The sequence below is a fragment of the Vibrio owensii genome (assembly GCF_002021755.1).
Classification (GTDB): domain Bacteria; phylum Pseudomonadota; class Gammaproteobacteria; order Enterobacterales; family Vibrionaceae; genus Vibrio; species Vibrio owensii.
On record NZ_CP019959.1, the window covers coordinates 1,298,221 to 1,313,595 of the forward strand.

Here is a 15,375-nt window from a genome sequence, read left to right on the forward strand (position 1 = left end):
TACTAATAAAACAGGTGGACTTTACAGCAGCATGGTCGCTGCAACAAACATCAAGAACACAGCAAAAATCTTCTTCAAGACCGCTGTTGGAAGGTTGGTTGCCATCTTCGCGCCGACTTTCGTCGTGAGCATCGACGTCATAGCAATCGCCGCTAAAGCTGGCAGGTAAACATAACCCACACTGTAGTCAGGTAACCCTTCTACCTTGTAGCCATGTAAGATGAATCCAATCATGCCTGAAATGGCAATCACGCAGCCGCACACCGAAGAGGAGCCAACCGCTTTACGCATTTCAATACCATGCTTGTTTAAGAAAGGCACCGACAGCGAACCACCGCCAATACCAGCAAGACTTGATACCACACCAATTCCCGTTCCGTACATTACAGTGACCGGACTACTCGGCATTGGCTTCTCACTTTTGGTTTTAATGGAGCGAAACATCTGTATTGCCAAACACAACACAATCACACCGAACACTTTCGGCAAGTAATGAGTTGGGATCCACTCGGCAATATTGGCACCAACAAAACCGCCAATCACCACGCCAGGCATCAGCCATTTGACGACGAACATATCGACGTTACCAAGCTTGAGGTGATTAAGCGCCGATGAGCCAGAAGTGACGATGATGCTCGCTAATGACGTTGCTAACGCCATGTGCATGCTCATCTCTGGAGAGATACCAGCAAGAGGAAGAAGATAAAGTAGTGCAGGTACAACAATTAGCCCGCCTCCGATACCAAGAAGCCCAGCCATCACGCCTACAAAAGCGCCCAGCGCGAGCAATAATATGAATAAAGAGATGGTCACAATTACCTACTTCTTACCTGCACGAATAAAGCCGGCAAAACCTTGTTGAATAAAGAAATCATGCATCATTTGATGGATTTCTTGCCCGTAAGAGCATGACATGGCTTTTTCGACGAGTTTTTCTAATTCTTTTTTCTGGCTATGGCGAATCAAATATTTCACCTTAGCTACGTTTGAGGTGTTCATACTTAAACTGTTGTAACCTAAGCCCAACAATAAGAGCGCACCAAATGGGTCACCTGCTAGCTCACCACAAATACACACAGGTACTTGATACTGGTGGCAGACATCATGAATTTGTTTTAACGCCAACAACACCGCAGGATGCATGGATTCATAGACATCCGCAACACGGGAATTGTTCCGATCGACGGCCAACAAATATTGCGTTAAGTCGTTGGTACCGACAGAAACGAAGTCGACACGATGCGCAATAGCAGGTAGCAAGTACACCATTGAAGGCACTTCGATCATTACCCCAACTTTTGGCGCTTGAATGCGTTCATCCAACAGTACCACTTCACTGTAGGCTTGATTGATAAGCGTAATCGCATCATCGAGTTCTTTAATACCAGACACCATCGGCAACAGAATACTCAGATTGCCACTTTCAGCACTCGCCCTTAGCATCGCACGCAATTGGATCAAAAAGATGTCCGGATGATCCAACGTAAAGCGAATACCACGCCAGCCTAAGAATGGGTTGTCTTCATCAATTGGCAGATACGGTAATGGTTTATCGCCGCCAATATCCAAAGTACGCATAACCACGCGCTGATTAGCGTAGCTATTGAGGATGGCTTGATACTGATGATACTGCTCATCTTCTGATGGAAAGTGATGCTGAAGTAAAAAAGCGATTTCAGTTCGGTACAAACCCACACCATCCACACCAGAGTTGATGGCGATATTGCTATCCGCACTCAAGCCCGCGTTGAGCATGACTTCAATGTGGCAATCATCTTGAGTGATCGCTGGCAATGCCAAATCTTTGTTCACCATGGCGAACAATTCGGACTCTTCACTAACTAAGCTGCGATACTCGCGCAGAAGCTGTCTGTTTGGCTCAAGATAAATCTCGCCAGTGTAGCCATCTACAATCCCTTTCTTGCCATTGACAACGCTGGTATTGATGTTCGCGCCCATAATGGCAGGCACACCTAACGCACGAGACAAAATCGCGGCGTGAGAGTTTGCTGCGCCTTCAAGTGAGACAACAGCAAGTAGATGCTGCTTTGGAATCGAAGCAAGTAATGTGGCGGTGAGTTCATTCGCAACCAAGATAACCGGACGGTCAATGGAAGCATGTTCTTGTTCACTGTTGTGCAAGAAGTACAACAGACGTTGCCCAAGTTCACGGATGTCTTGCGCACGTTCACGCAGGTAAACATCAGACATTCGAGCAAAACGGTTGGAATAGGTTTCGACAACCTGACGCAGTGCCCAGTCCGCACGATCACCTTTCTCGATCTGCTTCTTAAGATCACCACGCAACATAGGATCGTTCAGCAAGTGAGTAAAGAGATCGAAGATCGCTAACGCGTCTTTGTTAATTTCACTATCGAACTTCTTCCGCATACGGCGGAAATCACCCAAAGCTCGCTCGACGGCAACCGCAAGCAATTCATGTTCACGTTCTTTATCTAATGTCGATGTTGGAAATACGTCGTTTAGGTTTGGCTGCGTATCATCAAACCAAAACTCACCGATTGCGACACCAGTCGAAGCTGGAAGCCCCTTGATGACAGTGGGCTTAGAGGCAAGCTGCCAGTGACCTAAATTTTGGGCATGTGCAATCAACACCGCAAGCTGCGCAGACAAGGTCACAAGGAAAGACTCTTCCATCTCACTAAACAAACGTGGGGTTTTCTGCTGGATAACCAAAACGCCAAGCACTTGTTTACGATGAATGATCGGTGTGCCTAGGAAGGAGTGGTACACCTGCTCACCCAACTGAGGGAAGAATTTAAAATCAGGGTGAGTAGAAGCCTCAGCAAGGTTTAATGGCTCAGCACTGCGCTTTACCAAACCGACTAAGCCTTCATTGAAGTTGATATGGATGCTATCGCCTTCAAAAATCAGGCCTTGAGTTGCCATTAACTCAAGGCGCTGCATTTCGTCGTTAGCAAGATAGATAGTACAACATTCAGTACATAGGGCTGCGCAAGTCTCTTTTACTAATATGTCGAGCGCCAGATGGACGTCATCGACTCTGGAGACTTTCTCAACTATTTCCCTTAGCTGACTGAGCATGTTGATCCTCTATCTACGTTGCTTTTTTCTTTTCCCTTTCGTCTTACGCTCTCGAAAAGGCATGGCTAAAGATGCAAACTCTTTCATTGCGCGACGGTAAACATCTCGCTTGAAAGAAACAACTTGCCTAACTGGATACCAGTAACTTACCCAGCGCCAACCATCAAATTCAGGGGATTTCCCACGCTGCATATTGATGCGGGATTCGTCGCATTCCAATCGCAGCAGAAACCATTTCTGTTTTTGGCCGATACAAACAGGCTTGGAGTCCCAACGCACCAATCGCTTTGGTAGCTTATATCTTAACCAATGACGACTTGTTGCGATGATCTTAACGTCTTTTTTCGTCAGACCGACTTCTTCATATAACTCCCTGAACATGGCTTGTTCAGGTGTTTCACCTTCGTCAATCCCACCTTGTGGAAATTGCCATGAGTGTTGCCCGTATCGTTTAGCCCAGAAGACCTGACCATGGTTATTACATATCACAATACCAACATTGAGTCGGTAACCATCGCCATCTATCACTGGCTAACCTCTATGAATAATTTTTTATTACCGTGATTTTTCCACATATCCCCATTACTAGCAAACTTACTGATGTGATATGAGCAAGATTTATTACCTTTCGGCCAGTTTTGGATATCTTTTGAACAAATATTATTTTATCAACACAAGACTGAGACATAGCCCACATTTATTCACCTTTTCTGTGAATAACTTTGTGAAGAAAACGCTATCAACAAAGAATTTTGTTCAAAACCATTATTGGCAACATTTATAAAGACTTAAACCAAAAAACATAAGAATATGATTAATAAAGATTTAAATCTAAAACTGATGATTTATTGATCTTATTTTTCCTGATGATCTTTTCATCAAATACAGATCGGTCAAAGATCGCACAATCGGTTATTTATCCACATTAGACAGGTAAGACTTCATGATATCTTAATAAAATCAAGTCTCAATCACGTATCAAACCCCTGTTTATTCATCCAGCCCACCTAGAGATCCTATTGGTCACTTCCTAATCTGTGGATAAGTTATGGATTGATCATTCTTAATCCAGCTCGATGAAATCTTCGACAGAGGATTTTATTCAAATTTGTTAGACTAGATGTTTTCCAACACCACCTTGTCATTATGAAACCAGAACCACAATCTGAAGCAGAACTCATGGAACGCGCGCACGACATTGCGGGCTTAAGCTTCACAGAGCTTGCCGAAGAGGCAGGCATGACTGTTCCTGAAAACTTAAAACGCGATAAAGGCTGGGTTGGGCAATTACTGGAATGGCACTTAGGTGCGCCAGCTGGCAGTAAACCGCAACAAGATTTCGCTAAGCTTGGGATCGAGCTAAAAAGCATTCCGATCAGTTATTCTGGCAAACCATTAGAAACCACCTTTGTCTCTGTTGCGCCACTGACAGGAGTACAAGGCTTAACATGGGAAACCAGTCACGTGCGTAACAAGCTATCTCGTGTGCTTTGGGTTCCAGTGGAGGGAGAACGTGAGATTCCGTTAGCTGAACGCCGCGTCGGTAGCCCTTTGATTTGGTCACCGGATCAAGAAGAAGAGTTAATTCTGAAAAACGACTGGGAAGAATTGATGGAATTGATCGTTTTGGGTAAGTTTGATCAAATTTCCGCCAGACACGGAGAAGCGCTTCATCTGCGCCCTAAAGCCGCGAACGCAAAAGCACTGACGGAAGCTTACAGTTCAAATGGCAAGCCGATAAAAACCCTGCCCCGCGGTTTCTACCTCAGGACACAATTCACCGAACAGATACTATTGAAGCACTACATCAACGCTCAATCAGAGTGATCAATGCGTTACGAGTGACAATTCAATATCGCAGTAAGAGGCTGTACCCTCACTACCGAACTCATCGTATGCGTTGTGCAGTCTCAAATACGCTTTATCAATCCCCAACCTCAGCAGCTCTTCTTTCACCAAATCTAACGATCCAAAATGAATCGGATCTTCGCCGTCTTTGATTGGCTCTAGTTGGTGTTTGTACTCCACTGCTAACAGATAGTCAGAGACATCAGAACAACCTATCACAAAGACCTTCGGAGTTTTATAGGAGTCTTTGTGGTGGCCATGCAACCACATGTCGAGTTGATGCTTCTGCATAATGCACCTCCTTCACAAGATCCTTTAAGTCTAGTTACCGTATTGATAAGTTTCGAGTTAACTACAAAGCGAAACTTAAATCATTTGCGACAGCAACTAAAAATCCCCTATATTGGAATGACTTATTCAGTCGGTAACTCTTCAAGGATGTGAAATGCAATATACAAAACTACCGCACTCATCACTCGAGATCAGTAAGATCTGCCTTGGCACTATGACGTTTGGTGAGCAAAATACCGAACAAGAAGCTTTTCAACAGCTCGACTTTGCCCTCGATCATGGGGTGAACTTCATCGATACTGCCGAGATGTATCCCGTACCACCGAAAGCAGAAACACAAGGACTCACCGAGCAGTACATTGGCAATTGGTTAGCGAAAAGCGGTAAACGCGAGAAAGTGGTTTTAGCAACGAAAGTCGCTGGTCCGCGCAACGTCCCATACATTCGTGAAAACATGAGCCTTAACCGTCGCCATATTCACACTGCGATCGACGATAGCTTAAAACGCCTGCAAACCGATTATGTCGATCTATACCAATTGCATTGGCCGCAGCGTCAGACCAACTGCTTTGGCCAGCTCAACTACCCTTACCCAGATAAGCAAGAAGAGGTCACGCTGATCGAGACCCTTGAAGCTCTCACAGAGTTAGTCAACGCAGGTAAAGTGCGTTACATCGGTGTTTCAAACGAAACGCCATGGGGCGTGATGTCACTGCTACGTTTGGCAGAAAAACATGATTTACCGAGAATCGTCTCCATTCAGAACCCATATAACTTATTAAACCGCAGCTTCGAAGTCGGCTTATCTGAAATTAGCCATTACGAAGGCGTTCAGCTACTCGCATACTCACCGCTGGCATTTGGCTGCTTAAGTGGTAAATACCTCAACGGAGCAAAACCAGAAGGTGCGCGTTGCACGATTTGGGAACGCTTTGCTCGCTACTTCACACCACAAGGCGTTAAAGCGACAGAAGCATACGTCAACCTAGCTCGTGACCACGGTTTAGACCCTTCGCAAATGGCGCTTGCCTTCGTGAATCAGCGTCCATTTGTTGGCTCTAACATCATTGGTGCGACTAACCTAGAACAGCTGAAGTCCAATATCGACAGCATCAATGTTCATCTAAGTGAAGAGTTGCTTAATGACATCCAAGCGATTGGTACGACTTACTCGAATCCTTGCCCATAGTGAGCGCCGAGCAAACAATACAATACCAAACGTAATAACGAAAAAGGCTGACCATGATGGTCAGCCTTTTTTCTTAGCCCAAATTGAATCGAATGTGTGTGGGAGTTTCAACTTGGGCTTTCGATTACGTCAGTATTCGCGAAGTTAACACACGACGAAGGTGACGAACTCGACGTTCAACTTTTACCGCGTCAGGTACGCTAGCTTGTGTTGAACGGCCATCTTTATCCAGACCAATGTCTTTTAGTAAGTGCTCGTTAGTCCATGGAATATCATGAGAACTACGACGAACCATACGTTGCCATTGCTTTTCTTCACGTTTCAGATCGGCTTTCAAAAGCACCGTGGCCAGTTTTAGATAGATAGAGTGACGCATAATTTTTCTCCAAATAGCGATAGATAATCGACTGGGAAAAATAGTGGGATAATTAAACAGAGAGATTCTGTTGAGACTAAGCCGCTACTTTTCCGCAGCCTAGTAAAATAGAAAGGTTACGGATTAATTTAATCTAATGAGCCAGTAAAATCTGGTTTGGTCGCATCAAAGGTTGAGCGAGCATCAGACATACGATCAGCGCAAGCAGTGGTGTTAGCAACGTAATGTTTCATCTTGCGCCTCCTAGCTAAAAATTAATCCGTGATTGATGTGGTATAACTCTTTGAGTTACGGCTAAATTGTAAGCAACAGAGGATATTTATCAAACAATTTTTATCCTTTCGATTAAAAACAAACCAATAGGCTAAAATTAGGTTGCATATAGTTTTTTGAATAACATATTCAACTAAGGAATATATAAAATATCGAGTTTTATAAATATCAGGTCGTTGAGTACAAAAAAGGAGCGCATCAGCACTCCCTTTCTCTTAAGCTTGTTATCGATTAAACCGTTTGGTCTGAAATCAAATTGTGTTTATTCAGCAGTCGATACATGGTTGCACGTGATACACCGAGCTCTTTTGCTGCGTTAGAGACCTGACCTGAGTGCGACTCTAACACCACCAGTAACGCATCTCTTTCGCTCTTTTCACGAATAGACTTCAAGCTACGTTTCGAGTCATTTCGTTGAGGAAGATCTAAATGATGCTCTTCAATCAGTACGCTATCAGACATCAAAACCGCACGTTTCACTTGGTTCATCAACTCTCGTACGTTACCTGGCCAGAAGTAACGAGTCAGCGATTTCAAAGCGTCTTCAGAAAAGCTCTTAGCTTGCGAGTTGTACTCTTTTGAAAACTCTTGAAGATAGAAACGTGCCAGCATGCCGATGTCGCTTGCTCTTTCTTTTAGGCTCGGTACGTTGATGCGCAGCACATTGATGTAATGGTAAAGCTCTTCGTTAAAGTCACCATCAATCAGCGCCTTTTCAACGTCTGAAGAGTTAGCAGCAAGAACACGAACATTAACGTTCTTCGCACCATCACGAGTTTCAATTGTGCCTTCTTGCAAGAAACGTAGCAGGTTCATCTGCTGTTCTTTTGAAATGGTTAGGATGTCATTGAAAAGAACCGTACCGCCATCCGCTTGCTCAAGCAGGCTTTGGCCCATGTCCTCATCGGCTTGAATACCAAACACTTCCGCTTGGAAGCGTTGTTCATTAAGCGCACGACAGTTGATTGACAAGAACGGCTTATGCGAACGTGACGACACTTTGTGAATTGCACGAGCGACAGCTTCTTTTCCTGTGCCACTCTCGCCATAGATAAGGATACTCACATCCGTTGGACCGATACGCTTTACTTGGTCACGCAGGCGTTTCATTGGGATAGATTCGCCAATCAGCCCCATATCTAGGCTGTTACCAAAGCTCGGCCATACTTTCTTCTCTAGTTTCAGCATACCCAATTGGTGACCAATGGTGCTGAGTAGTTGCGCATCTGGGATTGGCGCAGTAAAGAAGTCGATACAGAAGTTCACGATGAACTGACAGATGGTATCAGTTCCGAGTTGAGATTCTCGGATGAACGCTAACCAGCGCACGTGTTTATGAGAACTCACTAAATTTGCTAAACCATTAAGGCTGAACTCATCATGGCTGAGGTCAACTATACCGATGCATGGTCCAATATCTTCTAACAATGTGTTGGCTTTACGTAAGTCACCCACTTGGTGACACTTCCATCCCACTTGTTCTAGTACTGATAACCAAGGTTCATAAGTACCGCCAACTACGACTAGCGATCCCGGAATGGAATCCATCTTAAACTGCCCAGCCATTCTCTAACCCTTATTGATTGTTGATAGAAATTTCGCTCCACAAACCCATCTTTGCGAACGGGTAACATTATCGAGACTACGACTTACGAAGTCTGTCTCAATATTAAGACTATGCAACAGATTGAGATTTGGCGAATGCTTATTTACCTTTCCTATCCAAACTTAAATGCAAATAGTTGAATTGGTTCAAATTAAAGATACAAAAAAACCACCCGAAGGTGGTTTTTTCATTACTCAGTGAGGAGATTACGCTTGTGGGCGCATCGCTGGGAATAGGATCACGTCACGGATAGTGTGCGTGTTAGTCAGCAGCATAACTAGGCGGTCGATACCGATACCTTGACCTGCTGTTGGCGGTAGGCCGTGCTCTAGAGCAGTGATGTAGTCTGCATCGTAGAACATTGCTTCGTCGTCACCAGACTCTTTCGCTTCAACCTGTGCTTTAAAGCGTGCATCTTGGTCTTCTGCATCGTTAAGCTCTGAGAAGCCGTTCGCTACTTCACGGCCACCGATGAAGAATTCAAAGCGGTCTGTGAAGAATGGGTTGTCATCGCTACGACGAGCCAGTGGAGAGATATCTGCTGGGTAGCCAGTGATGAACGTTGGCTGCATTAGCTTAGGTTCTGCTGTTTCACCAAAGATCTCTTCAAGAAGCTGACCACATGTCCAGAAAGGTTCTACTTCAACGTGAACAGATTTCGCGATAGAAACCATTAGGTCACGGTTTTGAATGTCTTCTTCTGTTAGCGCTTGGATTTGCGCGTGGTCTGGGTTGTAGTGCTTGATTGCTTCGAACATGCTCATACGAGTGTAAGTGCCACCAAACTCAACCGTGTCTTCACCGTAAGGCATTGACGTTGAACCTAGAACTTCTAGAGCAACAGAGCTTAGTAGTTCTTCAGTTAGGTCCATCAGATCTTTGTAGTCTGCGTACGCCATGTAGAATTCCATCATTGTGAATTCTGGGTTGTGACGTGGAGAAAGACCTTCGTTACGGAAGTTACGGTTGATTTCGAATACGCGATCGAAACCACCAACAACTAGACGCTTCAGGTATAGCTCTGGCGCGATACGTAGGTACATTGGCATGTCTAGTGCGTTGTGGTGCGTGATGAATGGACGCGCACTCGCACCGCCAGGGATAACGTGCATCATTGGCGTTTCAACTTCCATGAACTGTTTAGAGATCATGAAGTTACGGATTGCAGACATTACTTTAGAACGTACTACGAACGCTTGACGAGAATCTTCGTTAACGATTAGGTCAACGTAACGTTGACGGTAACGCATCTCTTGGTCAGTTAGACCGTGGAATTTCTCTGGAAGTGGACGTAGTGCTTTAGTTAGCAACTCGTACTCTTCCATGTTCACGTATAGGTCGCCTTTACCAGACTTGTGAAGTGCACCTTTCACACCGATGATGTCACCGATATCTAGGCCTTGGTATTGGTCTTTCAGTACTTTTTGTACTGCTTTGTCAGCGTAAGCTTGGATACGGCCAGAAGTTTCTTGGATTACCAAGAATGGACCACGTTTAGCCATGATACGGCCAGCGATTGCTACTACGTGGTTAAGCTCTTCTAGCTCTTCCTTCGTCTTTTCACCGAACTCTTTCTGAAGGTCGCCCGCTAGTGCGTCACGACGGAAGTCGTTTGGATGGCCGTTCGCTTTGCAGCTCTTTCGGATTGCATCCAGTTTAGCGCGGCGTTCAGCAATTAGCTTGTTCTCTTCTTGTGCAGAGGCTTCTTGTACAGTTTCGTTTTGAACAGCATCAGTCATTTTCGATGTATCCTGTTTTTTGTCGGTGAAAAGCTTTATAGACCTGATTTCAGGCTAGCTTCAATAAATTTGTCCAGATCGCCATCAAGAACCGCTTGAGTATTGCGGTTTTCAACGCCCGTACGGAGGTCTTTAATGCGTGAGTCATCCAATACGTAAGAACGGATCTGGCTACCCCAGCCAATGTCAGACTTAGCGTCTTCATTAGCTTGTTTTTCCGCGTTTTGCTTTTGCAATTCAAGCTCAAATAGCTTCGCTCGAAGCTGTTTCATTGCCTGATCTTTGTTCTTATGTTGAGAACGGTCGTTCTGACATTGCACTACTGTATTCGTTGGAACGTGCGTAATACGTACCGCAGATTCAGTGGTGTTAACGTGCTGACCACCAGCACCGGACGCACGGTAAACGTCGATACGTAGGTCAGAAGGGTTAATGTCGATAGCGATGTTTTCATCAATCTCTGGGTAGATAAACGCAGAAGCAAATGACGTGTGACGACGGCCGCCTGAATCGAATGGCGATTTACGTACTAGGCGGTGAACGCCTGTTTCTGTACGTAGCCAACCGTAAGCGTACTCACCAGAAATCTTAACTGTCGCGCCTTTAAGGCCGGCAACTTCACCTTCAGATACTTCGATAACCTCTGCCTTGAAGCCTTTTGCTTCAGCCCAACGCAGGTACATACGTAGCATCATGTTGGTCCAGTCTTGTGCCTCGGTACCACCTGAGCCTGCTTGCAAGTCAATGTAGCAATCAGAGCTGTCGTGGTCACCAGAGAACATACGACGGAATTCAAGCTGTTCTAGCTTCTGTTCTAACTCAGCAAGTTCTGGTTCGATTTCGTCAAACGTTTCTTGATCTTCTTCTTCAACCGCAAGCTCTAGAAGACCATCAACGTCTTCTACACCTTGTTCTAGTTGAACGATAGTTTCAACAACCGCTTCTAGTGATGCACGCTCTTTGCCTAGTGCTTGTGCACGTTCTGGCTCGTTCCATACATCCGGCTGTTCAAGTTCTGCGTTGACTTCTTCTAGACGCTCTTTCTTAGCGTCATAGTCAAAGATACCCCCTCAGGACATTCGTGCGCTCAGACACGTCCTGCAGACGGTTTTTAATTGGATTGATTTCAAACATGTTGGCTCAACATTTTAGAATAGAATTTAACCGAGAAATTCTACTCAAAAATGTGACGGAGATACAGGAAAATTTCGGCTGGGAAATCAGATTGCAATTAGAGAGAGCACGGTCATGAAATTTTTGCCCCACTTAAAGGCGACCGTACTCTATAAGAAGTGATTTTCTCGGTATTACTTGGCTTCGATGTGATCAATCATTAGCTGTAATGATTGATTGCCACGAAATTCATTCACATCCAACTTATACGCGAGACGTACTGTTTTGACCGATGCATCCGGCCAACGACGCAAATCAACGTTAAACGCAATCCCATCAATCATCACATTGGTTGGATGACCTTTGTAAAGCGGTTCTAGCATCAGCTTAAGATGCTTCTCACCCACGAGCTTTTGATGCAGCACTTTAAATTCGCCATCAAAGATGGGTTCTGGGAACGCTTGACCAAAAGGACCACCAGAGCGCAATTGCTCCGCAACGTGCATTGAAAACTCTTCAGGCTTAAGCTCACCATCGGACATGATCACGCCTTTTAGCGCTGCTTCATCCAACTCTTTCTTCACGACGTCATCAAACAAACGACTGAAACGCTCAAAGTCTTGCTCTTTGATGGTTAAACCTGCCGCCATTGCGTGACCACCAAATTTGATGATCAAACCTGGGTTTTGCGTATCGATAAAGTCCAACGCATCACGCATGTGTAAGCCAGGAATCGAACGACAAGAACCTTTGATCGTCCCTTCTCCACCATCAGCAAAAGCAATAACAGGACGGTGGAACTTCTCTTTAATGCGTGAAGCCAGAATACCAATCACACCTTGGTGCCAATCGCGTTGGAATAAAGCTAAGCCGTAAGGCAGTTCACTGTTTTCACCAAACTGAAGACGCTCACAAAAAGCCATCGCTTCTTGCTTCATGCCTTCCTCAATCTCTTTGCGAGTTTGGTTCAAACCGTCTAACTCACTCGCCATGCGACGAGCAGCATGGATGTTGTTACACATCAGCAGTTCAACACCGAATGACATGTCATCAAGGCGACCTGCGGCGTTAATACGCGGGCCTAAGGCAAAACCAAAATCTGATGCAACTAAACGACGAGCATCGCGCTTCGCCACTTCAATCAACGCTTGAATCCCCGGACGTGCTTTACCTGCACGGATGCGCTGCAAACCTTGGTGTACAAGAATGCGGTTGTTCTCATCAAGTGGAACAACGTCGGCGACCGTACCAAGTGCAACAAGGTCAATCAGTTCCATCAATTTAGGCTCTTGCATGCCTTGCTGCTCGAACCAATTCTGTTTGCGCATGTACACACACAGCGCCATCATCAGATAGAAAGCAACGCCAACCCCCGCCAACGCTTTCGATGGGAAAGCACAACTGTCGAGGTTCGGGTTCACCATGGCATCCACATCCGGTAGCACTTGCCCCGGTAAGTGGTGGTCAGTCACCAGTACAGTAATGCCGTTTTCTTTGGCGTAGCGGACACCTTCAATTGACGATACACCATTGTCCACCGTCATGATCATCTCAGCACCCAGCTCTAACGCTTGATCTACTACTTCCGGACTGAGGCCGTAGCCATCTTCAAAACGGTTTGGCACTAGGTAATCGACATTGTTACTGCCAAGCATACGCAATGCGAGAACAGACAGAGCCGAGCTGGTTGCGCCATCAGCGTCAAAGTCACCTACGACAATAATGCGTTTTTTCTTATCAATCGCTTGGAATAAGAGCTCGACCGCTTTATCAATACCGCCAAGTTGTTGGTAAGAGTGCAAGCCACGCGCAGAGGTCTCTAGCTGTGCTACATCCGTAATACCACGGTTGATGTAAATACGCTTAAGAATGGCAGGAATAGAATCGGGAAGAAGAGAAAGATCCGGTTCGGGACGTCGTTGAATTTCTATCATGTTTGAAAAGAGCCAGCGAATATCACTGGCTCTGCTCCTTAAAGGATTATTGTTGCTCTAAACGTTTTAGCAGATCTGCCGGTGGAAGGTAACCACCTACTAGCTCACCGTTTGGTAGGAAGATCGCTGGTGTACCAGAAATACCAAGCTCACGACCTAGGTTGTAATGCGCTTGGATTGTCTCTTTACACTGCTTAAGATCTTTCGCTGGATTATCAAACGTGCGATCTACTTTTGCGTTGTGCATTGCTGATTTCGGATCTTCTGCACACCAAATTGTCGCCATCTGTTCAGCAACCGGACCTGTTGCTCCTTGGCGAGGGTAAGCCATGTAACGAACCGTAATACCTAGGTCATTGTAACCTTGCATTTGGCTGTGTAGGCGCACACAGTAACCACAAGTGATGTCAGTGAATACCGTCACAACGTATTTCTCGTTGTCCGCTTTGTATTCGATCACGCTGTCAGAGAACTTCGCGATTTTTGCTGCATTCAAAGGTGCTTGACGTTCAGCAATTACATCTTTGTAACCGCCGTTATCATCGATGGCGTAAAGTGTACCGGCAATAAAGTGATTACCATCGTTTGATGCGAACAGCACACCACCATTAGTTTGAATTTCTAAAAGACCAGCAACGTCTGATGGTTGGATATCAAGAATAGACACACCCAACTTAGAAAACTTCGCTTTTAGCGCTGCTTCATCAAAGTTCTGTTTTGCCGCTGGCGCGACTTGTTGTGCAGGAGTTTCCGTTTTTGCCTGACTTTCTTCAGCACCACAAGCGGCAACGAAAAACGGTAAAGTCAGCAGAGTTAGTCGGCGTAATACGCTCATTAAATTCACCTTAAAATAAAATCCTTTCATCCAATGAGATAATGGATGAACCAAACCATCATTATGCTCTTGGGTGGTGTTGACTGTGGATCTGTTTCAATCGCTCAGTCGCCACGTGAGTATAAATTTGCGTGGTCGATAAGTCACTATGCCCCAACAGCATCTGTACGACCCTGAGATCTGCGCCATAGTTCAATAAGTGCGTTGCAAAAGCATGGCGCAATACGTGCGGTGACAACTGGTCAGTATCAATACCCGCAATCACAGCGTAGTACTTAATACGGTGCCAAAAGGTTTGGCGAGTCATTTGTCTTGCACGCTTGCTTGGGAATACCACATCCGACGTAGTCTCTCCCAATAGAGCAGACCGACCTTGCTGGATAAAAGTTTCAATCCAATCGACCGCGTTTTCTCCCATAGGAACCAGGCGTTCTTTACCACCTTTACCGGTCACGCGCACTACCCCTTGGCGTAAACTGACGTTTTCCATTGTCAGACTGACCAACTCTGTCACACGCAAACCCGTAGCATAAAGCAGCTCTAACATGGCTTTATCACGCAGTTCGACCGGGTCATTTGGGTCTGGTGCATCGAGCAGTGCGTCCACTTGTTCTTCACTGATGTCTTTAGGTAGGCGCTGTGGCAACTTTGGGCTTACCAGCAATGCACTCGGATCATCCGCGCGTACTTTTTCGCGGTGAATGTATTGGAACAAACGGCGAATCGCCGACAGCATACGCGCTCGGGATGTCTGCTTGTAATCTAAATCGACTAGGTAGCTTTGGTACTCTTGCAAGCCAGACAGGCTGATGAAATCAAGTCGGTAGCTGTGTTGCTCCATCCACGTGAGCAGTTTCATTAAATCATTTCGGTAGGAAGCCAACGTGTTCTCCGATAGACCACGCTCCATCCACATCGCATCTAAGAATTGCTCAACAAGACCAAAATCTTGTTGATTGACAGGCTGTTGTGCCGTCATGAACGCTTCCTTATCTGTTTATATTTACAGTATTGAGAGTAAGGCAAGTGCCCAACCAATACCATAAAAAAATCATCTCCCTCGGGATATTCGCTGCAATCTTCCCCGTTTTATGGTTAGAATCTG

Annotated in this window: 13 protein-coding genes; 2 read left to right on the top strand and 11 right to left on the bottom strand. The window is 45.5% G+C overall.

Annotation, left to right across the window (positions count from 1 at the left end):
• Positions 1–21 precede the first annotated feature (21 nt).
• From A9237_RS05780 to rppH, 3 genes are read right to left on the bottom strand one after another with little or no spacing between them, the layout of a single operon-like run.
• Complete coding sequence (locus A9237_RS05780) at positions 22–813, bottom strand: sulfite exporter TauE/SafE family protein (RefSeq protein ID WP_005434891.1); 792 nt, start codon at positions 811–813, stop codon at positions 22–24.
• Positions 814–819: 6 nt separating this feature from the next.
• The gene (gene ptsP / locus A9237_RS05785) at positions 820–3,066 is read right to left on the bottom strand and encodes a phosphoenolpyruvate--protein phosphotransferase (protein WP_027726738.1); all 2,247 of its coding nucleotides are present in this window, start codon (positions 3,064–3,066) and stop codon (positions 820–822) included.
• 9 nt (positions 3,067–3,075) lie between these two features.
• Positions 3,076–3,594, bottom strand: a complete 519-nt coding sequence (rppH, locus tag A9237_RS05790; protein WP_005434895.1) for an RNA pyrophosphohydrolase — start codon at positions 3,592–3,594, stop codon at positions 3,076–3,078.
• 618 nt (positions 3,595–4,212) lie between these two features.
• Between rppH and mutH the strand changes: the two genes are divergently transcribed.
• Complete coding sequence (gene mutH, locus A9237_RS05795; protein WP_020196724.1) at positions 4,213–4,893, top strand: DNA mismatch repair endonuclease MutH; 681 nt, start codon at positions 4,213–4,215, stop codon at positions 4,891–4,893.
• Here mutH and A9237_RS05800 read toward each other — a convergent pair whose 3' ends face one another.
• The gene (locus tag A9237_RS05800) at positions 4,894–5,205 is read right to left on the bottom strand and encodes a DUF6482 family protein (protein ID WP_005434899.1); all 312 of its coding nucleotides are present in this window, start codon (positions 5,203–5,205) and stop codon (positions 4,894–4,896) included.
• Between the two features lie 154 nt (positions 5,206–5,359).
• Here A9237_RS05800 and A9237_RS05805 point away from each other — a divergent pair, with 154 nt between their 5' ends.
• Entirely contained in the window at positions 5,360–6,394 is a 1,035-nt protein-coding gene (locus A9237_RS05805) for an NADP(H)-dependent aldo-keto reductase (protein WP_009707698.1), read from the top strand.
• A 124-nt stretch (positions 6,395–6,518) separates the two neighbouring features.
• Here the strand turns inward: A9237_RS05805 and A9237_RS05810 are convergent, their stop codons facing one another.
• The 7 genes from A9237_RS05810 to xerD form a co-directional block, all read right to left on the bottom strand.
• The gene (locus A9237_RS05810; protein WP_005434903.1) at positions 6,519–6,770 is read right to left on the bottom strand and encodes a hypothetical protein; all 252 of its coding nucleotides are present in this window, start codon (positions 6,768–6,770) and stop codon (positions 6,519–6,521) included.
• Between the two features lie 504 nt (positions 6,771–7,274).
• Positions 7,275–8,609, bottom strand: a complete 1,335-nt coding sequence (gene vpsR, locus A9237_RS05815; RefSeq protein WP_005434905.1) for a cyclic-di-GMP-binding transcriptional regulator VpsR — start codon at positions 8,607–8,609, stop codon at positions 7,275–7,277.
• A 246-nt stretch (positions 8,610–8,855) separates the two neighbouring features.
• A complete protein-coding gene (lysS, locus tag A9237_RS05820; protein WP_005434906.1) occupies positions 8,856–10,388 on the bottom strand; it encodes a lysine--tRNA ligase in 1,533 nt (510 codons plus the stop codon).
• A 35-nt stretch (positions 10,389–10,423) separates the two neighbouring features.
• A protein-coding gene (gene prfB / locus A9237_RS05825) for a peptide chain release factor 2 (RefSeq protein WP_096030938.1) occupies positions 10,424–11,522 on the bottom strand; the annotation gives its coding sequence in 2 pieces (ribosomal slippage) (positions 10,424–11,446 and positions 11,448–11,522; 1,098 coding nt in all).
• A gap of 173 nt (positions 11,523–11,695) precedes the next feature.
• A complete protein-coding gene (gene recJ, locus A9237_RS05830; protein WP_078607830.1) occupies positions 11,696–13,435 on the bottom strand; it encodes a single-stranded-DNA-specific exonuclease RecJ in 1,740 nt (579 codons plus the stop codon).
• A gap of 46 nt (positions 13,436–13,481) precedes the next feature.
• On the bottom strand, positions 13,482–14,270 hold the full coding sequence (gene dsbC, locus A9237_RS05835) for a bifunctional protein-disulfide isomerase/oxidoreductase DsbC (protein WP_009707701.1): 789 nt from the start codon (positions 14,268–14,270) through the stop codon (positions 13,482–13,484).
• A gap of 61 nt (positions 14,271–14,331) precedes the next feature.
• Positions 14,332–15,249, bottom strand: a complete 918-nt coding sequence (gene xerD / locus A9237_RS05840; protein WP_078607831.1) for a site-specific tyrosine recombinase XerD — start codon at positions 15,247–15,249, stop codon at positions 14,332–14,334.
• Between the last annotated feature and the right edge of the window lie 126 nt (positions 15,250–15,375).

Excerpts from the sequence above, each read along its gene's own strand:
- ptsP (WP_027726738.1), bottom strand. The coding sequence starts at position 3,066 with ATGCTCAGTCAGCTAAGGGAAATAGTTGAGAAAGTCTCCAGAGTCGAT.
- mutH (WP_020196724.1), top strand. The coding sequence starts at position 4,213 with ATGAAACCAGAACCACAATCTGAAGCAGAACTCATGGAACGCGCGCAC.
- A9237_RS05800 (WP_005434899.1), bottom strand. The coding sequence starts at position 5,205 with ATGCAGAAGCATCAACTCGACATGTGGTTGCATGGCCACCACAAAGAC.
- A9237_RS05805 (WP_009707698.1), top strand. The coding sequence starts at position 5,360 with ATGCAATATACAAAACTACCGCACTCATCACTCGAGATCAGTAAGATC.
- A9237_RS05810 (WP_005434903.1), bottom strand. The coding sequence starts at position 6,770 with ATGCGTCACTCTATCTATCTAAAACTGGCCACGGTGCTTTTGAAAGCC.
- vpsR (WP_005434905.1), bottom strand. The coding sequence starts at position 8,609 with ATGGCTGGGCAGTTTAAGATGGATTCCATTCCGGGATCGCTAGTCGTA.
- lysS (WP_005434906.1), bottom strand. The coding sequence starts at position 10,388 with ATGACTGATGCTGTTCAAAACGAAACTGTACAAGAAGCCTCTGCACAA.
- recJ (WP_078607830.1), bottom strand. The coding sequence starts at position 13,435 with ATGATAGAAATTCAACGACGTCCCGAACCGGATCTTTCTCTTCTTCCC.
- dsbC (WP_009707701.1), bottom strand. The coding sequence starts at position 14,270 with ATGAGCGTATTACGCCGACTAACTCTGCTGACTTTACCGTTTTTCGTT.
- xerD (WP_078607831.1), bottom strand. The coding sequence starts at position 15,249 with ATGACGGCACAACAGCCTGTCAATCAACAAGATTTTGGTCTTGTTGAG.